We start from the raw sequence: 25547 nt of genomic DNA on the forward strand, positions 1-25547 counted from the left end.
CTTGTAGAACAGATATTTAGGTTAATGAATTGAGTAGTAATCCACGGCGGTTTTTTTCATTTTTTCCGCACCTTCGAACAATTTTTGAACTTCACGACTGGCAAAACTATGAACTATGAGTTCACCAAGGACGTTCTGAATTTGTGCCAAACCTGCTCTGGTAATTGATAGATAGCAACCTTCTCCCCAAATTGAATCATCATCTATATCCACGGGGCCAGCATCTCTCCAATGAACTAATCTTGCGACAGCGAGCGAGTTTTTATCGAGATAAACATTAGGATCCTCATTGCAATTCTGCCATCCAAGAAATGACTGTAGATTAGGGCATAAAGTTATTGGGAAGTCCTGAAGAGACATTGTGCCAATAGAACTTACAATGCGCCTTACTATTGACGTTGCAATTTCCTCATCAAGTGGAACAATTTCTCCGAGCCATACGGCTGCAGGTAAACTCCCATACCATTTCCAAAATTCTTCAGTATGGGCGGATAGTTGTGGCGAGCGAAAACGGTAAACTTGATAATCCGCGCGTCGGGCATCATGAATTTTAAATTGTGATATTTCAGCGATAACCAATTCGTCGACCTGCTCTGCCCAAGGTTTGGTATCTTCACTCACGAGTTTAACCCAGGCCTCCTCCGATTCATTCCAAGAGACATTCGGTACTTTAAGTGGCCTCTTGATCCCTTTAGGCCGAACACAAATTTTTACAGGTGGGGCCGGCGGTAAAGGCGCATCCAACTGTTCCAAGAGTGTTGGTAAATCCCTTTTCGAAAGTAGGCCTGCCCTGCGTAGCTCTCCTGCCACATGACGAAGTGCAAGTATTCCAATATATGCGTGAGGTTTTTGGTAAGTAATTTTCATTGATAATATACGTAACTGGGATTCTACGGTTTTAATGCTTTCTTGGCCGAATACTTTTAATCCCCCCCACTTCTGAATAAATGTTGCAGCGCGCTGACGTATGTTGGTTTCATCACAATCAGCCAGACTTGCCAATACCTTAGCAACAGGGCGGAGCATCTGCGTCCAACCTAAGTCAGTTTCTACAAACATGGCTCCTGTTGCTGAGTCTGATAAAAGATTGTCATGATTAAGCTCCCCTCCAAGAGTCAACTGATAGGTTAGTGGCAATGGGTGAAAATCTCTGGATACAGGAATCAGCCAACGTTGTGCTAACAAATATGCGGCTTCAGCCACGGCAACATCACGATGATTTGCAAGACTGGCCACATAATCATGCAGCCGAAATGCAAAAATATTGTGTTCTAGCATAAGTAAGATTTGTAATGCTTGATGTGGTTCATCAAGGATACCGGTAAGGAGTTTTATCATCGTAGACTCAAACACGTTTTGTCCTGCTGGTTTTAGATCTGCTTGCTCAAGTGCACAATGCCTTGCATGTCGTCGTACTTCTGATACTGGTAACCTCAATGCAAAGTATAACAATTCCGAGAGGAGGCTCTCATCTGTCATGACTTCTTCTTTAAATTCAAATGGAGTACCAAGATTATATTCACGAGTTGATGACATTTGTTCGGCCAGAATAGACCAAACGGCAGGCCAGTCGGGATTTTGGCATATAAAAGGTAAGATGGAATCTATATCCATCAGTAGTGACATTGTATTTTCTTTACCTGCTACGATCGAGTCGATGAGGTTTTCGTATGCTTCGCGGTATATTTTATCTCCGTCAAGCAATTTACGTATGCGATAGAAGTCGAGCTGTCTCCCTCCCATCCATGGGCTCCAATAATTCTCTCGTTCATTACTGGCATCATATTCTTGTACTAATTTTCTTGCTAATTCAGTCTTTCCATCTTTCACAAGCCGCTCGGCAATAAAAAAACGGCAACGTGCATCAGACTTTAAACAATCCCAGCTTTCATAAACATGCATAACTTGATCTAATGAAGCAGAGTGTGCAAGTTCACGAAAGCGAGAGGACGCATTATAATCAAGCTTCTTTCCATCCGTTTCAAATGCTAATTGCAGTTCGTCAAGGGTTGAGGCATCGTCGTATTTTTGCGGTGTGTAGGAATGGCGTGCCGGAGGTTCTTCAAATGACCAGCGGCTAATAGCATTGTCAATTCTCTGAATGTTTTCAAACGAATGTCTGCTCGCAGCAGCATGTAAGCGTTTGAGTAAAGTGAGACGTTCGTGAGCTCGACTGCGAACTTCTATGGCATCTAATAAAATAAAAACAACTTCAACGAGTAACGTCAATTCAGAAGTATCGACAGCTATGTCTATAAAATCACCGACATGTGAGGGATCACGATAATGTGGTTCCATATAGAATGGCAGGCATAAGTTACACCAAATTGAAATACATGTAAGCAGCAATTCTGGTCTGCCTCTCAGAATGCCTATCATTAGCTCATTAACCTGATTGGGCCACGGTATCATACCCCAATTCGTCAGCGTCTGAGCAATTTGATATCCACTATGTGAATTAATATACATGGATTCATTAATCAATACTTCAGTTAAACGATATGCTGCGTTTGCCCCTTCAGTCTCTTTCATGCCATCAACTTGGCGCATAAGCTGTCTTATTCGTTGGTCACGCTGATCAGGATCGGTGGCATTAGCTAAGACTAGAATATTTCGCCAAATCGAGTATAACGGATCCTTACGTGCTGCCAAAGCATAACCAAAACAATGGTCATGCGCTGAAGAAAGTAAGCTTCGGGCACGCTCAATCTCTCCAATGGCAGTAAAACTGTTTGCTAAATAAGCTAGAGCTTCAAGTTGCTCGCTAGGCGTATTTTCTATAAGCTCATTTATCATTGGTTCAAGCCGCGCAGCTGCGCTTTCCCGATCGCCATCAGCCTGATACATGGCAATTGCTAACTCATGACGCAGTAGAAAATTACCTTTTAGTGCTAGCACGGGAAATACAATGTCAATTTCTTTTTTTACGGAGCTATATTCTTTCAAACCACATAATGCTGCAGTTTGGATTAATGTTTTAATAATAGGTAACGTACCTTGTAAAGCTACTTGAGCTTGATAATGGTCACTTCCAGAATGGGAATTGAGTTTTAATATATATTTCATAAGCATACGGCAGGCTCTTTGAACACTGCCAGATGTTATAGAGTCTGTTTCTTTCATTGCCATACCGAGCAGATGTCCTGCCTCAGTCGCATGAGATTGCAAGGGCCGAAAAATTATATGCTCGGATAATGTTGCTTCAGGTAATTTCTTTCCAAGAATTGTAGCTAGCTGCACATGTTCTATTATTGCAGTTACAAGCGCTTTTACTGATTCCATTTCTTTGTCAGCCATTTTTATTTGTGGCATGAAAAGGGTGTCAAAAAGTCGTGAAGCTATTTCAAAAAAATTGGATGAAGCGGAAAATAATGCGATAGAACGTCTCCATCCATTATGGATATTATCAAAGCCAGGTGATTTAATAGCTTTGCTGAATAAGTCTAGTGCTAGTTTTTTGTCTCCACGATCTCTGGCCGAAAACCCAGCCTGAATTGTAAGCCCTAGGTGTTCTTCTTCTTTAATTTCTAACTTATCGCAGATATCCTGGATATCCACATCTGCTTGCCAGCATACAATTGCCCTAGCCACCTCTAATCTCAACTGTGTATTTATCGAATCGATATTTCCTTCTGCTAAGTACTCTGGGGATTTTGTCATGCCTTCAACTGAAATAAAGTCTATTGCCTGCTTGATCTGCTCATAGTCTCTAAAATGAAAAACTCTCCTTGCCCATTTTTTAAACTCATTGAGATTATGAGAATGACCGTAATTTTCAAATCGAGATGTATGTAATTGTGACAGTGGCTCAAGTTCTTCAAAAAGTTCTTTTGCGCGATCGAACTCATTTAGCTCCAAAAGTGCATCTACTACTTCATAACCGGCATTAGGAAAATCTTGAACGAATGAAAAAGCAGCATCAACATATCCAGCCTTTAACATTGCCCTGGGCAGTTCATCAGCATGTTCCAATGCTGCTGCACGCCTGGACATTTCATCGCTGCAAAGTAGTAACCGCGTGATTACGACACCATCGAACGATGAACGCGCAGCGATCATAGCGAGGCGAATATCCGCATCAATATCTGCCAATGAACGTCCATGGGCAAATTGTTGCCTGAAATATTTAGGTGTTGCCAGCGTCAGGAGTTCTTCTTGATCACCAGCGCGAGCGAGATAACGCAGTTCTAACCAAGACTGGAGCGAGTGATCAGGTGCATGGCGCGATAAGTGAGCTAATTTTCGATAAATATTTTGTGAATAAGTTTCATCTATACTGCCAAGCGTTATTTTTGGTTTGGAGAGTACATAAAGGCGAAAGCTATTGTGGAATACGGTCCACCCGTGAGGTGTTTCTTTAAGTAAATGCTGGACAGTTTTTAGCGTACGTTCAATTGATTGAACATCAATGATTGTTGCCAAAAGCCTCAGGGGCATTGGAGCCTCAATACGAGCAAGGAATCCCAAAACATGCATTACATCAGGGGCATTTACGATTTCTCTCCATGCTGAGGTGTAAACCGATTCAATATCACCATCAAATTTCATTCCTCCGGCGAGGATATTTGATATAGCATCCGCATCAGAAACAAGCAGCGCCTGAACTAGATAATTTGCAGCCAGGGGATGACCACGGCTGAGTTCGTAAAGTTTTACCCGCGAAATTGTTGAACTAAGACCAAGGGTATCTGCCATCCTTGCGACCGCCACTCTTCCCAGTGGACGCATCGTTACAAAACGTCCTGAGGCTGCAGCTTGCTCTTGCACTGCTGGTTTTAAATGCTTAAGTTCAAGGTGTTGAGTACCGAGAACAAAGGTAACACCTTCAGGAATGGCCGAGGGGAGGGGTAATTCGCTCAATAGGGAACGGACTGGTAATTCTTCACGAGGTATATGATCGAGCCCATCGACAATAATAACTGTCCTGACAGCATTGCTTATGTAACGTTCACCGGCTTGTTTGAGAAGTTCCCCAAATTGCTCACGCCTTTCAAATTGGTTATTATTTCGAAGACGGATGCCCAATAATCCACTTTTACGTAACTGGGCAGATATATCATCCAAAAAGTCATCGGCTTCTCCGCGTCCTACTCCTTGTGCCGCTCCAGGCACGAAAGCCAGATAACGCACCACCCGGACATTTGGCTCTGCAGCCAGAGCCAGTTGCAGTAAAGTCGATTTCCCCGAACCTGGAGGCCCAATTAGCGCTATATAACCATTAACTGTGTTGCGTAGTGTTTGGAGCAGTTGTAATTCTGTATCCCGATTGCGCTGAACATGGGCACCGATCGGGAATTGATGAATATGACGAGTTTTAATCGGATCTTTCCAACCCAGTTCATGCAATATTTCGTCCCGGGACCAGCGATCCTTATCTCTTGAATCTGAAACGAGCCGAGGTAATAGTTGAGCAATTTCAGACGCTAACCTAGCCTGCTCAGCACTCAGCTTATATGACTGAACAAAATCTGCAGCAGAACCGTATATTACGCGTAACGCATGAATGAACATTTCGAAGTTATTGTCATTTAATCCAGAATGTTGCATTAATTTTTCGATAAAATTATGCCAGTTGCCGGATCGCCATTCTTGTAGAGAACGGTCAGGAAAACGCCCAAACTCATAAAGAAAAGCGGCGCTATGTGCTGGTTCTTCTGAACCAATAGTATCTTTCACAGATGGGTAATCGTTTACTACCAAGCGGATTTCAACTCGGGAATCGGGATGGGTATTGCATAGTTTTTCCCAAGCGTAAACTAATGGTTTGAGTAATCCAGCAGATCCAGTCAAAAGTGTTGGTAGAGTAAATGAACTTGGGAATCGTGATGTTTTAAATTGGTGCCCGATGACCACTCCATCAAATCCCAGAACGAGATCATCAGCGATACCTGCACTGCGATCTGCAACCCCAATCCACTTTAATTGCCCATACTCCAACTCAGCATAAATGGCTGCACCTGCCTTTTCATACTGGCCCATGTAACCACGTATTGCTCGACGTTCGCCTTCAGCCGGAGGTAGATGAGTGGTCTTGCCAATGTTCAGGGATGGGGCTGATTGAATCGCCACGGATAATCTAGACACTTCCGAGCCGTTGATAATACTGGTTTTCATATTCTGTCGGTGACATCTGTTCGCTAGAACCATGCCGACGCTTACTGTTATAAAACATTTCGATGTAATCAAAAATATCGCTGCGGGCTTCTTCCCGCGTTCCGTAGATTTTTTTCTTTATCCGTTCACGTTTCAACAACTGGAAAAAGCTTTCTGCAACCGCATTATCATGGCAGTTACCGCGACGGCTCATGCTGCCCTCCAGGCCGTGTGATTTCAGGAACGACTGCCACTCATGGCTTGTGTACTGACTGCCCTGATCCGAATGAACCAGCACCTGTTTTTGGGGATTACGCCGCCATACAGCCATCAGCAGTGCGTTCAGGACAATGTCCTTTGTCATCCGGGATTGTATGGACCAGCCGATAATTTTGCGTGAGAACAGATCAACAACCACGGCAAGATACAGCCAGCCTTCGTGGGTCCTGATGTAGGTTATGTCCGTTACCCAACTCTCATCCGGAGCATCCGGATTGAACTGTCGCTGGAGCCTGTTGGGCGACACGATACTGGCCTCGCCTTTACGTGCCCGCGGGCTCCGGTATCCGACCTGAGCCTTTATCCCGACACGTTTCATCAGTCGCCAGACTCTGTTCACTCCGCACTGTTGCCCGCTGTCCCGCAGATCCAAATGGATTTTGCGATAACCATAGACGCATCCCGATTCCAGCCAGAACTGTTTAATCTGCCCTGTCAGCCTCAGGTCTGCCTGATGGCGTTGTGAATGCGGCTGCTGAAGCCAGGCGTAAAAACCACTGGGATGAACATCCAGCACCCGACAGAGCAGGCGAACAGGCCAGCAACAGGTGTTGTCACGGATAAAGGCGTACCTCAGTCGGACAGCTTTGCGAAGTACGCCGCGGCTTTTTTTAATATGTCCCGTTCGTCGGTAACCCGCTTCAGCTCTTTCTGGAGACGGCGGATCTCGGCCTGAGCATCTGACTCTTCTTTATTAGTGGAAGAATCTGGACCGTACTTCTTTATCCAGGCGTAAAGGCTGTGGGTGGTGATATCGAGACGTGTTGCAACGCTGGCAACAGAATAACCGCGATCAACAACCTGTTTGACTGCTTCAATTTTAAACTCTTCGGGATAACGCTTACCGCTCATGGGCACCTCTCTTTAAGCCATCTTAAATGACTCTGAGGTGTCTGTTAAACCCGTGGCGATTCACTCTCATTGAACCTTTGTGGGAATTTGTTGAGGAATCAGATTTTATGATTGATAACCAAAGTAAAAAATATAGATTAGCAACTGCTAGTCAAGATGCCTTAGCTGAAACTATCATGAAATCTTGGTCGCAAAATAATGAAAGTATTAAACAAGCTTTTGATGCGAATGTAAGAAAAAAATAATCAGTTATTAATCGGAGCTTCGGATTTGAGTGAAAGACATAAGCGCCAGTTTGAGGCGCTTATATAAATACTATCCGACGAGCCTTATACCTCGAATGCCATCTCCAATCATACTTCCGTGATCAGCAGCCATAACGAAGTCAGCCCACCACTGCATCATCGGGCGTCTCTGTTCAAGATAATCGCTGCGGTTATATGCTCGACGTACCTCATTCTTATCCACGTGGGCCAGTGCTGCCTCAATAACATCAGGCGGAAAGCCTTGTTCATTAAGGGCTGTACTGGCGATAGATCGCAGACCGTGTGAAACGAGCACTCCACCAAAACCTGCGCGTTTTAGCGATGCGTTTACGGTCTGACTGTTCATAGGTTGGTTTGGCTTGATGCGGCTGGGAAAGATAAATTCTCGATTTCCACTTAACGGCTTCATCATCTCTAGTATCGCAATTGCTTCATCTGACAATGGAACAGTATGGTCGCGGTTCATTTTCATGCGTGCTGCAGGAATCTTCCACTCTTGTGCTTCTATGTCTATCTCTTCCCAGCGAGCTTCAGCCGCTTCGGCAGGGCGGGTAATAGTAAGAAGTTGCCACATGAACAGGCAGCGTGTGGAAAGGCTAATGCTGGCTGTTCGCATTGTCTGCATCAGTTGAGGTAGCTGATTCGGTCGAATGCTGGGCATGTTCTTTTTCTGAGGCTTCTCGAAGGCTTTACCAATATTAACGCTGGGAACAGCATCAATCAGCCCTATGTTTTGGGCATAGATCATGACCTCATTAATGCGCTGGCACAGGCGACGAACGGTTTCCAGTGCTCCTCTGGCCTGAACCGGTTGGACGGCCTGAACCAGTGTGTGAGCTTTAATATCTGTAACGCTAACGTCGCCAATTGCAGGAAAGACATCTCTTTCAAGAGAGCGCCAGATATCGTCGGCATAGTCCTCTGTCACGCTGGCTTTCTTCACATTCCACCATCGTTCAGCCACGAGTTGGAAAGTATTGGTTTTAGCTTCAAGCGAACTGCGAAGTTGTTCTTGCTGATGTTCCTGTGGATCGATTTGTTTCGCCAGGAGAGAGCGTGACTCTGCCCGGTAGTTTCTGGCATCGGCAAGCGTAACTGACGGGTAGGGGCCTATGCTCTTCTTCGCACGTTTCTTGGTTACAGGGCGAATGTAGCGAAACTGCCAGATTTTACTCCCGCTGGATTTGATAAGTAGCTCAAGGCCATCGCCATCATAGAGAACGTAGTCCGCTTCCTTGGGTTTAGCAGATTCGATTTCTTTAACGGATAGAGGTTTGGTTTGTCTTGCCATTGCCGGGTTTCCATAGTTTTAGGCACCTCAAAAACAATAAAGCTTTATGAGGTGCCTAACAAGGTGCCTAAAAGGTTCGGATTTAATTAGTTGGCATCAGACTTCGCGGGACAAACTCAAGGCACAAAAAAGCCCGCAGGGCTTGCGCCGTACGGGCTCTTAGGACTTCATCGGATGACTCTGGTAATCACCGATGGAGAATTTTGGTGGAGCTGGCGGGAGTTGAACCCGCGTCCGAAATTCCTACATCCTCGGTACTACATGCTTAGTTCGTCTTTACATTCGCCTGGCACCTGCGGACGGACACGCCACTACCAGACTAGCCTGATTAGTTTTAACGCTTCAACCCCAGGCAGGGCATCCACGCGATCTCTTTTGGGTTTGACCTCTCTTTGATCCCCGTCTTAAGAGCGGAAGCTAGGGAGAGAGGGCTCAGAGCAGGTTATTAAGCTGCTAAAGCGTAGTTTTCGTCGTTTGCGACTATTTTTTTGCGGCTTTTTACGAGGCCAACCGCCCCTCGGCATGCACCTTGGGTTTCGCGAATCCCGTCGAATCCAGAATCAGCCCCAATGTGTTAGAGCAAGTATAACAGACTTGTGACACGCGTGACCAGCCCCCGCAACCCCTAATCCTTAAGGATTTACCGCTCGCGTAGCGCTTCTTTAGCCCGATTAAACGGTTTGATTAAATAGTCGGCGATGGTTTTTTCACCTGTTTTTATATCCACTGTGGCAATCATGCCCGGTACGATGGAGAACTGGCGTCCCAGTTTGTTCTCCAGGTAGTCCTGATGGGTACGGATAAACACGCGGTAGTAGAAGATTTCCGGTTTCACTTTATCCTGAATAGTGTCCGGAGAGATGGTTTCAACTACGCCTTCCAGACCGCCATAAATGGCGTAGTCATAAGCGGTTATCTTGACCAGCGCTCGCTGGCCAGGGTGAATAAATGCGATATCACGCGGCGACAGACGGGTTTCAATGAGTAGATGATCGTCTATTGGCACGATTTCCATCATTTCGCCATTGGGTGGGATAACCCCGCCAATGGTGGTGACCTGGATATTTTTCACGATGCCGCGCATGGGCGCGCGCACGGTCAGCCGGGTGACGGAATCCTCACGTCCTTTCAAAATGGCCGCCAGCATATCCACTTCGGCGTTGGCTTTAGACAGCGCTTCACGCGCCTGCACGAAGTATTGGGAACGCAGGTCAGTGATTTTTAATCCCAGATCGCTTTTTTGTCGTTGCAGGCGCAGCACTTCCACATGGCTGGCGGCGCCGCTTTTCTCCAGACGTTGGGTAATGGCCAGCTCTTTATTGACTGAGACCAGCGCGTCCTGCAGTTCCGCCATGGAATCAGCAAGCTGCGCGCGGCGGCTTTTATACAGACGCGTTTCGGAGGCGATGAGATCCGGCCAGGCGCGTAGTGAATCGGGAAAGGTCAGCGGCAGATCGTTAACTTCAGCATTAAGCCGCGCGCTGGAAGCCAACGAGGCGCGATAGCGGGCGGCGCTTTCCCCAACGTTGGACTCAGAGCGGGTAGGATCGAGGCGCGCTACGATTTGATTGGCCTGCACCTTATCGCCCTCGCGTACCGTCAGCTCGGCGAGGATCCCGCCATCCAGCGACTGCAATACCTGCTCACGTGAGCTGGGGATCACTTTCCCGCTGCCGGTTGAGACTTCATCCAGTTTACCGAAATACGCCCAGATACCCAGCACGGCAAATAACAGCGTGCTGAGCAGAATAATGCGGCTGGCCCCGGAAAAATGGTGTTCGCGGCGGATATCCAGATCGTCCATGGCGGCGTCATGCGGATTGGTTTTCATTTTTCCACTCCCGACCGTGAGTAGGTACAGGTGCCCGACTTGCACTCAATGCCTGCGCTTTCGGGGCATCCATCACCAGTTGACCTTCTTTCAATACCACCACGCGCTCGACCAGCTCCAGAACCGGCACGCGATGGGTGGCGACAATCAGTGTACGGTTGCCCAGCCAGAGGTTTAGCCGCTGAATAAACTCCCGCTCGGTATGTTCATCCAGTGAAGCGCTGGGTTCGTCCAGTAGCACGATATTGGGTGAGCGCAGCAGCATTCTTGCCAGCAGTATCGACTGCCGCTGTCCACCGGACAGACCGTTGCCGCCCTCCATAATCGGATGCGCCAGCCCTTTGGCGAGTTGTTTAACGAAAGCCGCTGCGCCGCTGACCTCCAGCGCGTCGAATATCTGCGCGTCGCTGGCATGCGGCGCGCCAAGAGTCAGGTTCTCACGCAGGGTGCCGAAAAACAGCCGCGCATTCTGGCTGAGAAAACCGATGTTGCGGCGTAAATCGGCCAGATCGATTTGCGCCAGGCTCAGGTTATCGAGTCGGACCTCGCCCTGAATAATCTCCACGCCGCCCGCCATGGCCTGCAGCAGCGTTGATTTCCCCGCGCCGTTACGACCGAGGAGCGCTATTCGTTCCCCGGGCATGATCTCCAGACGTGAGATACGCAGCGGCACGCGCTGATCGTCGCTGTGGTAGCGAAAGTGCGCGTTTTCAAAGAGATAATGACCGTGAAGAATCTCCTGATGTACCCGATCTTCATCGTATTGCGTTTCGGTGGGGAGCTGCATGATGCTGTCCAACCCCATCTTCGCTGCTTTGACCTGCTGCCAGCGGGCCAGCACGCCGCACAGGTTAGCCATTGGGGCAATCATTCTGGAACCGAGCATGGAGGCGGCCACCACGGCCCCGGTGGTCATCGTGCCTTCAATGACCATCGGCGCGCCGAACATAATAATGGCGGCGTAGACCAGGCTTTGTACCGACATGCCCCAACCAATCAGCCCCTGAGTCAGCTTGCGCGTGCGCAGTCCGGACTCTCCGGTAATACGGATGTAGCTGTTCCACTGCTGTAAAAAGCGGTTTTCCGCCTGCATCAGCTTGATGTCCTCCAGCCCCTGAACGCTTTCAACCAGTACCGCGTTGCGCAGGGTGGATTCATGTGCGGCCTGGTTGGCGAGCACCGCCAGCTTCTTCTGTAACAGTAAACCAGGCAGGATCATCAGCAGGGCGGCGACGGGCGCTATCCATGCCAGCGGCGGGGCAATGCAGGCCAATACCACGATAAACAGAAAGAAAAAAGGCAGATCGACAATAGTCGACATGGTCGAGGAGGTGATCATCTCGCGAACCTGCTCCAGCTCGCGGAGTTGAGAAATAAAGCTCCCCGTCGAGCGAGGTACGGCGCTATTACGCAGCCGCAGGGCATGGCTGAACACCCGATCGGAAATGCGCATATCGGCGCGTTTACCCAGCAGATCCATAATGTGGGTACGTGCTTCGCGCAGCAGAAAGCCAAACAGGACCGCCACCAGAACGCCGGTTGAGAGAACATATAGCGTCGGATACGACTGGGCCGGAATCACCCGATCGTAGACCTGCATCGAAAAGATAATCCCGGCGAGCGACAGAACGTTAATCAGAAAAGCGGCAACCATCACCGGCAGGTAAGGGCGGATATCCTGTAAAACCAGTTCGCGCATCCAGTCCGGCTTAAAGCGAGAAATATAGCGGTCTACCCGACTGTCTTTTAGCGCCGAAAGCGGACGCAGCGCGGTAATGCTTACGATCTCCGGCACAAGCTCTGCAACCGTCAGCCGGTTACGCTGCCCCTCTTCGGCGATGATAAAAACATCCAGCGCATCGTCACCGTTGAAATGTTCTAGCACCATGATTTGGCCGTCGCGCAGTTCAGCCACTACCGGTAAACGCCACTGGCTGAACGCCTGCTTTGTGGTATCCAGTGCGTGAAATGACAGGCCTGCCTGGCGCGCCAGTTGCGTCAGCGCGAGGGTGCGGTTTTTTCCTGCAAACCATGGCGCGTTGGCCTGGATTGCGCCGGGGGAGCAGGCAACGCGATAGTGGCTGGCAATATACGTCATCGCCTGCGCCCACTGGCTCAGGGCCTGTTCGCCAATGGCCTCTTCCGCATGTGAATCGACGTCGCTCATAGCTGTATCTCCACCGATTGAATGCTGCGGTTATTTAAGGCGAATGCCTGGCGTAGCGAGCCGGTGTTGTAGAGGCAGTTCAGCTGTAACTGGCGTAGCTGGTTTTGGGTCTGGAGTTCAGCAAAACGCGCCTGATACACCTCCTGCTCGGCGTTAAGCACATCGAGCAACGGGCGAGAGCCAAGATCCAGATACTGCTGTTGATACAGCTCGCGCGTTTGTTCACTCAGTCGCTGCTGGCGTCGCAGAATTTGCAGAGCGGTGGCAAGACTCATCGCCTGGCTGCGGGATTCCAGTAATTTCTGCCGTACCTCAAGCCGGGTTCGTTGAATGGAATACTGGGCTGACTCAACCGCATGACTGGCGGCGTTGCGTCTGGCGGTAAGTCCGCCTCCCTGATACAGCGGCATTTCAACTTTTACCCATGCGGAGTACTGGGTTTTGTCGAGCACCTCATGGCTGGGATATTTGTCGTTGAGATAGTGCTGAACCGACGGCTCCAGAGAGATAGTCGGCGTCATTTGCGCGTTGGCGTAGTCGAGATTGGCCTGCGCCACATTCGCCTGCGCCCACGCCGCCAGCACGGCAGGAACCAGCTTATCGTCGGGTTTAACGACATCACAACTGCTGTCCAGTTTGCCGGGAAATTCATTGCTGATGCCGTTGAGCGAGTTCCAGCCGAGAAAACTCATCAGCGTTGCCTTGCTGCTGTCGAGATTGGCCTGATACTGCGCCAGTTGCGAACGTGCGGACTCTATGCGCGCATCGGTTTGCACCACGTCTGATAGTGAGGTTGCGCCTTCATCATTGCGTTGCCGGGTCAATCGGCCAATGCCGTTCAGAGCGGAGAGTTGCTCCTCGGCGGCGTCCACCATCTGCTGCCACGTCTGCACCTGGACTATCGCGTTGGCGGTCGCGTGGGCGATGGTATCAATACTGAGTAACACATTAGCCTGTTGTTGCGCGGATCCTGCCGTTTCAGCGCGGACCTGGCTGGCCACTTTGCCGAAGTCATACAGCATTTGCGACACCGAAATAACCAGGGCCGGGCTAAAGCCGTGGTCGGTGTAAGTATTGCTGTAGCCGTTGTTCATTCCGGCAGTTACCTGCGGGTAATATTTCGATTTCGCCACGTCTATCTGCTCATTCTGTGAGAGTAGTTTGCCGATAGATTCACGAATGGAAGGGTGCCAGCTCACGGCACGACTCACGGCATCGTTCAGCGTCAGAGTTCCGGGGGCGGCAGGGCTTAGCGGCAGATCGGCGACGGAGCCGTCAAGGCTTGGAAGCATCTGGCTGTTTGCCAACCCTTCCGGCGTAATAACTTGCGGTTCATCTTCGGCATTCACCCGCATGGAACACAGCGTTAATGCCAGCAGTAATGCCACGGGCATGACTTTTCCCATATCTCATCCCTTTCAAAATACAACCGTTACGGCAGTTGCTCCGGGCGTCGTGGCGCCCGGAGCTTTATGTATTAACCACCCGTGATGAGATGGTTGTTCTGTAGCAGTTCATTCAGCGTGGTGTTGACGTTCTCCAGGGTGATGAGGTTGGTGGATTGATAAGTTCCCCCCGTGCCGTCGCGGTCGATGGCAATCACGGTGTTGGATCCGTTGGTGGTGACCTGTACGTAGTTCCCAAGCGTAGAAGCCTGATGGTTCCATCCGCTCAGCAGTTCGTGGATATCGATCTTGTCGCCCTGGGCCATCGAGAAGTTGGTCCAACTGTCGCTGTTGTTCCCTCCGGTTGCGTTGTTGGCATTAAGCAGGTGATAAATCAGCGTATCGCCGTATGCGCTGCCGGTCAGACGATCGGCATCCACGGTGCTCACGACCTGCGGATTCATGTCGATGGTCAGCGTGGCGGTATCGGTATGGCCTTGCTGGTCGTTGAGGGTGTAGTTGAACGTCTCTTTGGTCGTGATGGAGGCCAGTGATACATCGCTGTTGAGGGCATAGGTGTAATGGCCGTCTATGCCGATGGTCAGTTTGCCGTACAGACCGTTAATGATGGCGCTGGTCGTGTTGCCAAGCGGATCCAACGTGGCAGTGCTACCGCCAGTGCCGTTCACCGTCAGCAGGGTATGCACGCTGGCAATATGGTCTCCGTCATAGATATTGCCCGTGACGCTGTTTGCGGCGGAGGTTTCGAAGTTTTGCAGATCGATTATCGTGCCTTTTACGCTTGGGGTGATGGTGATATTCCCCAAGCCCAGGGCCCCGACGCTGCCGGTGTAGTCGAGGCGGTAGTTACCGCTATGCAGTACGATCCCGCTCAGGGCAATATCAATATTGCCGCCAACCAGCAATCCGCCGTTGAACGAGCCATTAGTCACCTTGACGTTATTACTGTCGTACAGTGTCCAGGTGACGGTTAGTCCGCCCAGCGTCAGACCTGAAGCGACGTTAAAATGCAGGATGGCGTTTTGCACCGCCGTTCCCGCTGCAACCTCAATAGTTCCTGTGCCATTTTGTGACGTTGCTGACAAGAGTTGGGCGTTCCAACTGGCGTTACCGACGCTATTATCGGTGAACGACCGGGATGTATCCGCCTGCGTGGTGACCGCCATCTGGGGGCTGATGTCATTGACGGCATCCAGTGCCTGCGGGGTTGCCGTAATGTTCAGCGACGCGCTGCCGGTGTCGCCGTTTGGCGCCCGGACCTTATACACGAAGCTGTCAGGGGTGTTGATGCCGTCCGCGCCCAGCCCGCTTTTTAACGTGTAGGTGTAGTTCCCCTTCGCATCAATAGTCAGCGTGCCGTACTGCCCGTTTATGGTTGTGATGCCCGTCCCATTAACGGCGACTCCGTTCACCTCGGTAATAACGGTATTGGCCGGAGCCGAGTCATTGACCAACAGATTTCCGTTGGTCGACGCGCTCAGGCTGTCTACGGCGTAGGTATGATCCGTCTTAATGTCCAGTGTATAAGTGGTTGCCAGAGCCAGACCGCCGGAAGCGTTAAGCAGGAACAGATAGTCTCCGCCAGGCATCGTGATGGTGTATTCCGTAGAGCCGCCAGCTAACACCGCGGTGACCCAATTGGGCTTCACACGGAACTGTTCATATTGTTGAATAGACTCATTGAAGCGATAAATGTAGAGATCAAAACCGCCCACCGTCACGCCGAGAACATTCGCTTGCACGGTCAGCGTGCGGGTTGCGCCATCATCCACGTTGAATTTGATAGGGTTGGTCAGGCCGTTAACCAGACTGACGTCCAGCACATTACCCAGTCCAACGTTAACGAGCGTGAAGCCGGTTTGTTTTGACGTTCCATTATCGATCGCAATGACCTGCGTCCCGTAAGTCAGCGCGGCAATATCATCTGCTGCTGTGACTGTACTGGTCGCTGGGGGCTGGCCCAGCGTTACCACCAGTTTTGCCGATGAGCTATCTGCGCCATGCGTCAGCGTATAGGTGAAACTTTCGGAGCGTCCATACACTGAAATTGACGTATTAGTCAGGGTGTAGGTATAGCTACCGTTCTGATTAATATGCAGGATGCCGTATTTCCCCTGCACATCAATACCGCCCGCCGGGACGCTCACGATGTTGCCGTTACCGTCGGTAACGGAGGTGACCAGCGTGCCAGAAGGCGCGTTATCCTGCCCGTTGGTGGGATCGATATCCGTGATGATGTTGCCAGATTCCGTCGTACCGCCGATGATGGTCCCGGCGCTGCTTTTCACCACCGCGACATCAAGGCTGGTGTAAGAGCCCGTTGCCAGCAGGTTGGTGTTATAGCTTACGACACGGTAATCACCCCCCGTCAGTCCGCTGTAATTAAGCGTTACGCCAGAAGCGCCTAAGGTAAGAAGGCTGGCAAAGTTGGGTAGGCCGGTATCCACTACCGTCACCCAGGCATTCAGCGTAGTGTCAAAGCGCTGGATCACGATCTCCAAGGTGTTAAGCAGTGACAGGACCACGCCGGTCGCGGCTGCATTGATCGTAATGGATCCGCTGCCGCCAGAGACGATATTAAAATTGACGGTTGCCGTATCGTCCCCCAGCACGTTCGCCACATTACCCAGCGCGTTGACCAACAGAAAACCATAATCGCTTTTATGCTCGGTGCTGACGATCACATCGGTCTGTAGCGGCAGACGGGTAATGTTGTCTTCGGCCAGCAACGGCAATACCGGGGCGATAACGCTTGTAGGCGATGATGTATTACCCGCTGCATCGGTCGCCGTGGCGGACAGCGATTGACCTTCAATCTGGCGAACCGGCAAGTTGACGCTATAGACACCGCTGCTGTTGGCGATGGCCGTCACGCTGGTGCCGCTGGGTAGAGAGATCGTGACCGTGCTTCCCGCTTCGGCGACGCCGCTTACGGTTCCGCCATCGGCGCTGATCAGTATTGTTGGCGCGGATGGCGGCGTGGTATCCACAATCACGCTGAACGAACCGGACAATCCGCTGGTGCCGTTGGCATTTGTTGCCGTGGCGGTAAACGCGTGGTTACCTTCGCTGAGCGCGCCGGTTGGGGTAAAGCTCCAGAGCCCATTGCCATCTGCGGTCGTGGCGCCCATGAACACCCCGTTGTTATACAGTCGGACCACGGCGCTAGCCTGCGCCGTTCCGCTGAGCGTTGGCAGGGTGTCATTGGTGGTTTTGCCCGCCGTGACCAGACCAGTGACCGAGCCGACGTCATCGAACACGCTGGCAATAAGGGGCGCAGGCGGTACGCCGGTAAAGGGTGCCAGAACGTTGCCTGCTGTACCGATGTTACCCGCGGCATCCTGTGCACTAACCAACAGCGTTTGCCCACTGATTTGCGGTGGGTTCAGCGTGAAGGTGAAGTTACCGGAGGCGTTCGCGGTTGCCGTACCGAGCACCGTTCCGCCGTTAGAGGTAATGATGACCGTGCTGTTGGGCTCGGCAACGCCTGTGAGCGTCGTGCCGGTGGCGTTTACTGAAAGTCCGCCAGGAATGCCTGGCGCGACGGTATCGACCACTATCACTGCAGGAGCCGATGTGCCGCTGGTGTTACCTGCACTGTCCGTTGCGGTGATGGTAAAGGAGTGGGGACCTTGTGCCAGCTCGGTGGGCGGGGTGTAACTCCAGTTGCCGCTGCCGTCCGCCGTCACGCTGATGACGAAGATGCCGTTATCATAAATATCGATCCGCGCATTGGCTTCGGTGGTGCCGGTTAACGTTGGGCGTGCGTCATTGGTTGGCTGATTATTGCCAATCGCGCCGGTATTTGGTCCGACATCATCAATAATGCTGCTGATTGCAGGCAGCGTCGGGGCGGTAGTATCCACCACGACGCTAAAACCGGCCGTCGCGCCGCTGGTATTGCCCGCCGCGTCGGTGGCGGTGACGGTGAAGGTGTGCGATCCACTCGCCAACGGCGTGGTTGGGGTAAACGACCAACTGTTATTGCTCTGCACCAGTGCCGTTCCCAGCAGGGTGCTCCCGTCATAGATACTGACGGTGCTGCCTGCTTCAGCGGTGCCGTTCAGCGTTGGGCGCGCATCGTTAGTGAGTTGCCCGTTGCTGAGCACCGCATTGAACACGCCGCCTGCGACGTCATCGACCACCGAGACCAGTATCGGGGTAGTTGGCGCAAGCGTGTCGACATTAATAGTAAATCCACTCGACGCCGGGCTGACGTTGCCGGCGGCGTCGGTGGCAATGGCGGTAAACACATGCTGACCGTTGCCCAGCGTGGCGGGCAGATATTCCCAGGTGCCGTCTATCGCCGCAGTCACCGTCGCCAGCAGCGTGCCATTATCGTAGATGGCCACTCGGGCGCCCGCTTCCGCCGAGCCGTTGAGTAACGGACGGGTGTCGTTAGTAAAGGCTCCGTTCGACAGCGTTCCGGTACCCGGCAGCACGTCATCAAAAGCCTGAATAATGGTTGGCGCCAGGGGAGCGACGGTATCAACAACGATGTTAAATCCAGCGGACGTTGGGCTGACGTTTCCGGCTGCGTCCGTCGCGGTTGCTGTCAGCGCGTGGTTGCCATTGCCCAGGGCTGGCGGCGTGAAGCTCCAGGCACCCGTCCCATCCGCTGTGGTTGAACCGATAAACGTTCCGTTATCGTAAATTTTGACCGTCGAATTGGCTTCAGCTGTGCCGGTGAGTGTGGGTTGTGTATCGTTTGTGGCCTGGCCGTTGTTCAGATTACCGGTTACCGGACCGACATCATCCGCAACCTGAGTAATGACCGGCGTCCCCGGCAACACCGTGTCGACGATAAGTGCGAAGCCATTGGATGGAAGGCTGGTATTACCCGCACTGTCTGTAGCGGTGACGGTCAGCGTATGTGGCCCGTTACTGAGTGCAGCCGTTGGGGTTAAGCTCCAGGTACCGTTCGCGCCAACGGTCGTAGTGCCGATGGGCAGACCGTCGCTCAGGACAGTAATCGTCGCGCCAATTTCACCGGTGCCACTCAGGGCCGGACGGGATTCATTCGTGGTCTGGCCGTTTGTTATTGGGCCTGTTGTCGGGGCGGTGTTGTCCTGCACCGTGCTGATGACCGGTATTGACGGGGCAATAGAGTCCAGTTCAATCGTAAACGATGATGATACTCCGCCCGTATTTCCTGCCCGATCGGTGGCAACGGCGGTGAAAATATGCTGACCCTGGCCCAGGGGCGTTTCTGGTGTAAAGCTCCAGTTGCCCGACGCATCCACCTGAGTTGTCCCTAAGTCGCTACCATTATCACGGATCGTGATGATGGCGCCGATCTCACCTTTACCGTTCAGCGTTGGCAACGCATCGTTGGTCAACTGTCCGTTAGTTAGCGCCGTATTACCGGGTTGATCGTCAATCACCGAGGTGATGACTGGCGCAGCAGGGGGAAGCGTGTCGACGACGACCACGAACGGTGGCGTGGCCGGGCTGATGTTGCCCGCGCCATCCGTGACGGAGGCGGTCAGTGAGTGGCTGCCTTCACCGAGAGCAGGCGCAGGCGTAAAGCTCCAGTTGCCGTTTTCATCGCTGGTGGTTGTGCCAATCACTACGCCATTATCGCGGATGGTCACAACCGAATCCGCTTCAGTGGTGCCCGCGAGCGTTGGGGTATTATCGTTGGTCAACTGTCCGGAGGTCAGGGTCTGAGTTGTACCAACGTTGTCTGTGACCGTCACAATGGAGGGGGCATCCGGCACCAGAGTATCGACAATGATTCGGAAATCACTGGACGGATCTCCCTGGTTGCCTGCGTCATCTGTTGCGCGAGCGGTGAAGATATGGTCGCCTTCTCCCAGAGGGTCGGTCGGGGTAAAGCTCCAGAAACCGTTGATGTTTACCGTGGTTGTGGCATAAGCAACGCCCTTATCGTAAAGGGTGATGGTTGCGCCTGCTTCGCCGGTTCCGTTGAATGTCGGGCGTGAGTCGTTGGTAATTTGCCCTTTATCCAACGATCCGGTGCCTGGGGCAACATCGTCAATGATGCTGGTGATAGTTGGCACCTGCGGAGCGGTGGTGTCGATGGTGATGGCGTAGTTGGGCGATAAACCGCTGGTGATGCCGCCTACAGTTTGTGACACGGTGAAGTTATAGGTTGTGCCGTTAGTCAACGCAGTGGGTAACTGATAACTCCAGGCACCGGAAACAGCATCGGCGGTCACTGTAATGGCAGGTGACACACCATCTATATAAATATTAACAGTCGCCCCAGGGGTGGCTGTTCCTTGCAGCAGCGGTAAGGTGTCGTTAGTGGTTTTACCGTTGCCAATCACCCCCATGATGGGCGCGATGTCATCGACAATCTCAAGAGTCGGGGGATGTGGCACGTTGGAGATGGCGGCGTTAAACGGCGCAGGATCGCTCTGATTGCCTGCAGGATCCTGGGCAATAGCGGTGAGCGCCTGACCCGTTGTTTGTGCCGGTGAAATCGTGACAGTAAAGTTCCCGGAACTGTCAGCCACTCCCTGACCAAGAACGGTGTTGCCGCTACGGATAATTACCGTGCTGCCAATTTCTGCCGTGCCGCTTACTTTCGTCCCATCAGTATCTACGCTGGTAACAACTGGAATGGCAGGAGGCTGCGTATCGATAATCAACGTTAGCGGATTATCTGCCGCCAGTACGTTACCGGCCCCATCCTGGGCACCGAAGGTTAATGTGTGAGTAACGTTGGGCGTAAGGGGAACTTCGACACTCCAACTGCCGTTCGCGGCAACGATAGCCGTCGCAATGGCGATGGGATTGTTGCCGTCATAAATTAACACCGTACTGCCCGGCGTGCCGGTCCCGCTAATGGTTGGCATTGTATCGTCCGTCACGCTGCCGCTGATTAGCGAACCGGTAAAGACGCCGACGTTATCCTGAATATCCGTGACCAGCGGTAGGGTCAGCTTCGTGTTGTTAACCGTAAACGAAATGCTGTTTGAGCTGTCGCTGATGTTACCGGCCGGATCGGTTGCGGTGGCGATCAGCGTGTAGCTCCCGTTGGTCAGTGCCGTCCCGGGCGTAATACTCCAGGTTCCGCCTGCCACCGTTGCTGTGCCGAGCACCGTACCGCCGTTATACAGAGTAATAGTATCCCCGTCGGTGCCAGTACCTCGAATAGTTGGCGTGGTGTCATCGGTCACGCCGTTAGCCGCAACATCGCCCTGGACGTCGCCGACATTATCGTTAGCGGCGATAATCACCGGCGGCGCTGAAGGTGTCGTATCAATCCCCAGGGCAACAGCATCCGAACGTAGGCTGACGTTACCAGCAGGATCGGTTGCGGTGAGGGTGACCTGATAATTGTCCGGATTAATGGGGCTGGTGGGCGTAAAGCTCCAGGAGCCATCTGCGCCAACGGTCGCAGTACCCAGCGGTGAAGTGTTGCCATCAAGGTAGATAGAAATAAGATCGCCAGGGTTGCCCGTGCCGCTAAAGGTTGGCGTGGTATCGTTAGTGATGCCGTTAGTGATGATGCCGGTTATCGGGTTGACGTCATCCGTTATGGTTGGCGGCTCTGGTTTTGCTGGCGGCAGGTTATCTACCGTCAGCGTAAAGCCTGCTGACGGGATCCCCGTGTTGCCAGCCACATCGGTCGCCGTCGCCGTAAATTTATGCGGACCGTCCGGCAGTGGACCTGTCGGCGTATATGTCCAGCTTCCATTTGGCTGAACGGTGGTGGTACCAAGAAAAACGTTGTTATCGTAAAGGGTAATCGTCGCGCCTGGCTCGCCGGTTCCGGACAGTTCGGGGGTCGTGCTCTTGGTACTGCCACCGTTGCTCAACGTTTGAAGGCTTGTGCCAATCAGACCTTCTGCTGAGCTGATAACCGGGGCTGGCGGTGGGGTGGTATCAATAGTCAGCGTGAAATTACCTGGGTTACTGGCGTTGCCTGCAACGTCTGTCGCAATTGCTGACAAACTATGTGGACCTTCACTGAGCGGCTGGCTGAGTTGAATACTCCAGGTGCCATCAGGTAATACCGTTGTGCTACCAATCGACGTGGCGCCATCATAGAGGGTGATGGTAGAACCGGCTGTCCCGGTCCCTTTCAGCAGCGGCAAAGTATCGTTTGAGCGGCTACCGGTGGACAGATCAATCGGCGCATTCCCGACGTCGTCGGTGGCAGTCAAAATGACAGGATTGCCTGGCGGTTGGGTATCTACGGTAACGCTGACCACGGTGGAGGAGGTGACGACGTTACCAGCGGCATCCGTAGCAGAAACTGTAAACTGGTGGATGCGATCGCTGAGCGCCTGATTTGCCGGAACGGTATAACTCCAGGTTCCCGTGCTATCGACAAGCATGACTGTCATCAGGAAACTGCCATCGTACAGGCTCACCAAAGAACCGGGTTCACCGGTGCCTGATATGGTTGGCGTATTATCGTTGGTGACCCAACCGTTGTTCGCGACGCTACCTGTGATGCTGCCGACATCATCGTTAATCAGCGTAATCACGGGGACGGTCGGAGCGAGACTATCGACAATTATTTTCCAGCTTGCAGCGCTACTGGTATTGCTGGCGGCATCGGTTGCCGTCACCGTAAATATGTGCGCGCCCTGGGTCAACGCTGTTGTGGGCGTGTAGTTCCAGTTACCGTTGAGATCAGCGGTGACGGTCGTTAACAGTTCGCCGTTATCGTAAATTTTAACCTGAGCTCCGGCCTCGGCAGTGCCTTCGAGTTTAGGTTTATCGTCGTTAGTTAAGCCGTTGTTACTGATGGGGCCGATGACATCCGCGACATCATCCGTCACGGCAATGATAATCGGCTGGTTTGGTGCGGTGATATCCGGTGCCAGCGCCGAGGTTGGCAGACTTTCGTTATTATTGCTGTCAGTTGCGGTGACTTTTACCGTTTCGCCGTTCATTTGCGACGGTGTAATCGACACGGTGAAGTTGCCACCGTTGTCAGTCTGACCAACACCAATCTGATTGCCGTTGCTGTCTTTGACAGTGACGGTGCTTCCCGCTTCGGCATGTCCGCTTACAGAACCGCCGTCCCCGGCGACGATGACGCCGGTTGGCGCATCAGGTGCTGTGGTATCTGGTGCGGTAATCGGAGTGTTACCGCTGGTATTGCCTGCTGCATCCGTTGCATTCGCGTTAAGGCGTTCACCGTTAGTCTGCGGCGGAACCAGCGTGGCGGTGAAATCTCCGCTCGGGCCAGCAGTTGCTGTTCCAATGATCGCGCCATCTGGATCCAGAATATGTACCGTACTGTTGGGTTCTGCGGTGCCGGTAACCTGATCCCCCGTAGGATTAATCATCAGGTTAGCGGGCGGCTGCGGGGCCGTGATATCTGGCGCGAGCGTGGTTTCTGGCTGGCTTGGGTTGCCTGCCGGATCGGTCGCGATGGCGGTAATCGTTTCGCCATTGGTCTGTGGCGGGGTAATGGGGATGGTAAATGATCCATCTTCTCCGGCGACGCCGCTGCCGATCGGAGTGTTATTACTGTCGGTGATAACGACAGTATTGCCCAGCTCGGCCGTCCCGGTGACAACGCTGCCGTCTGCGGAGACGCTGAGATCGTCTGGTGGCGACGGCGGCTGTATGTCGATACTAATATTAAATGTTGGCGACATACCGCCTGTCCCTAGCTGGTTTGTTGCCGTGGCGCTGAAAGCGTGCGGCCCTTCCGGCAACGGCGTGGCGGATGTCCAGCTCCAGTTGCCATTGGCGTCGGCAACCACGCTTTCGATAATCGCACCATTGTTATAAATGTTAACGGTGCTGTTAGCGTCCGCAGTGCCAGAGAGCGTTGGCGTTTGATCGTTGGTGGCCTGATTGTTGCTCAATAACCCGGTTGACGGTGCGGCATCATCCATAACGCTGACGATAAAGGGTACGCCCGGATAGCCGGAATTTGTGGCATAAAATGGGGTATCTGGCCCGATGTTGCCCGCCTTATCCTGAATCTTCGCGAGCAACGCTTCGCCGTGCGTCTGTGAGGGGGAAATCGCGATGACGAAATTGCCGGTTTGATCGACCGTTATTACACCTAAAACCTGGCTATTACTACCAATGATAGTGACCAGACTTCCTGCTTCCGCTCTACCCGTTACCGTGGTGCCTTCGAGGTTTACTGCGGAAATCACCGCGCCTGCAGGCGCGGTCGTATCAACGGTAAATGTCGGCAGGCTCGTTTCCGCGCTCACGTTACCTGCGGCATCAGTTTGCGTCAGCGTCAGATTGTGAACGCCGTCGCTGAGGGGCGTATCAGGCGTAAAGGTCCAGTTACCATTGTCATCTACTGGCTCCATACCAATCAGGATGCCATTGTCATAGATGCTGATGGTACTCCCTGCTTCGCCAGTACCAGTGAGAGTTGGCGTGGCATCGTCGGTTTCGCCGTCATTGGCGATAAGACCGGTAATGGAACCGACATTGTCGATTTCCTGAGTAACCACAGGGGTATCAGGGGCAAGCGTATCGACAATAATCACCCAACTGTCTGACATCCCACTACTACCCGCATTATTTGACGCGCTGACGGTAAACTGGTGAGTGCCGTCTGCAAGAGGGGATGAGGGGGTAAACGACCAGTGGCCGTTGGCATCGATAGTCACCTGGCCTATTTCGACGCCGTTATCAAAAATATGTAATGTGGCATTTGCCGGGCCGGTACCCTGGAGTTCAGGCGTATTATCGTTGGTGGACTCCTGTTGATTGACAAGGCCGGTAATAAGCTCCTGGTCGTCAATTACGCTGGTGATGACGGGCATGTCTGGCATATTGGGGGTTGTTGTTGGCGGCGCGCCGTTATCGCCATCGCCACTACCGCTGCCGCCGTTACCATTGCCGTTTCCGGCATTACCGTTGCCGCCGCTACCATTACCGTTTCCGGCATTATTATCGCTCCCGCCGCTCCCGCCGCCGCCACCACCGCCACCTCCTGCAGCGAGGCCAATTCCGCCAGCGACCGCAACCCCGCCAAGGACCCAGGGCCAGATTGCGCCTCCGTCATGACTGCCTTCGGCCGTCATCAGCGGCGTGAGATCGTCCAGGTGCTGAAAATGGAAAGCACCATCCGTATCCTGAACCCACCATAGCGCGCCATTGCTGTCTTCCAGAACGAGCTGGTTTTGCGCATCACCTTTTCCGACGTAAAAATTTTTAATGGTGATGGTTTCACCTGAACGGAGTGTGACAACCAGATCCTGATTAACACGAGTCAACTGGCTGACCTCCTCACGTGAAACGGACAGTTTCACAATAGAAGGTGAGTTGAGTGTAATTTCAGAGGCTTCAACATTGGTAGAAACACCAGTCAACTTCGATACAACGGCGAGTAGACGCATATGTTCACTCCTGATGGCAGGTCGGGAGTATTAATCCGCAACGGCGTGCCGGGAAA

The 25547-nt window shown here is 52.3% G+C and carries 7 protein-coding genes, 1 other RNA gene and 1 pseudogene; 1 reads left to right on the forward strand and 8 read right to left on the reverse strand.

Translation table 11 applies throughout. The features are described from left to right. Positions 1–21: 21 nt before the first annotated feature. Both AC534G_RS06080 and AC534G_RS06085 read right to left on the reverse strand, forming a co-directional pair. The gene (locus AC534G_RS06080; RefSeq protein WP_496594518.1) at positions 22–6114 is read right to left on the reverse strand and encodes an AAA family ATPase; all 6093 of its coding nucleotides are present in this window, start codon (positions 6112–6114) and stop codon (positions 22–24) included. Next, positions 6077–7224, reverse strand: a protein-coding gene (locus tag AC534G_RS06085) for an IS3 family transposase (protein WP_096755719.1) whose coding sequence is annotated in 2 segments (ribosomal slippage) — positions 6077–6987 and positions 6987–7224 — 1149 coding nt in all. Because the reading frame shifts where the segments join, the coding sequence is not laid out codon by codon here. Before AC534G_RS06085 ends, AC534G_RS06080 begins: the two co-directional genes overlap by 38 nt. Before the next feature lie 65 nt (positions 7225–7289). Between AC534G_RS06085 and AC534G_RS06090 the strand changes: the two are divergent. Next, positions 7290–7469 (forward strand): annotated as a pseudogene (locus tag AC534G_RS06090) (hypothetical protein); the annotation flags it as partial. Between the two features lie 70 nt (positions 7470–7539). On the opposite strand, the gene AC534G_RS06095 reads toward AC534G_RS06090, so the two are convergent. The 6 genes from AC534G_RS06095 to AC534G_RS06120 form a co-directional block, all read right to left on the reverse strand. After that, positions 7540–8781: an integrase gene (locus AC534G_RS06095; RefSeq protein ID WP_496594519.1), complete on the reverse strand. Its 1242-nt coding sequence runs from the start codon at positions 8779–8781 to the stop codon at positions 7540–7542. 204 nt (positions 8782–8985) lie between these two features. Further along, positions 8986–9349: a transfer-messenger RNA gene (gene ssrA, locus AC534G_RS06100) on the reverse strand. 72 nt (positions 9350–9421) lie between these two features. After that, positions 9422–10585, reverse strand: a complete 1164-nt coding sequence (locus tag AC534G_RS06105; protein WP_110498798.1) for a beta-barrel domain-containing protein — start codon at positions 10583–10585, stop codon at positions 9422–9424. 7 nt (positions 10586–10592) lie between these two features. Beyond that, positions 10593–12779: a type I secretion system permease/ATPase gene (locus tag AC534G_RS06110; RefSeq protein ID WP_110497106.1), complete on the reverse strand. Its 2187-nt coding sequence runs from the start codon at positions 12777–12779 to the stop codon at positions 10593–10595. Then, the gene (locus tag AC534G_RS06115; protein ID WP_069325287.1) at positions 12776–14185 is read right to left on the reverse strand and encodes a TolC family outer membrane protein; all 1410 of its coding nucleotides are present in this window, start codon (positions 14183–14185) and stop codon (positions 12776–12778) included. Before AC534G_RS06115 ends, AC534G_RS06110 begins: the two co-directional genes overlap by 4 nt. 71 nt (positions 14186–14256) lie before the next feature. After that, positions 14257–25491 (reverse strand): BapA/Bap/LapF family large adhesin, encoded by an 11235-nt coding sequence (locus tag AC534G_RS06120; protein ID WP_110497110.1) that lies wholly within the window; start codon positions 25489–25491, stop codon positions 14257–14259. Between the last annotated feature and the right edge of the window lie 56 nt (positions 25492–25547).

The organism is Citrobacter sp. CRE-46, assembly GCF_059615875.1.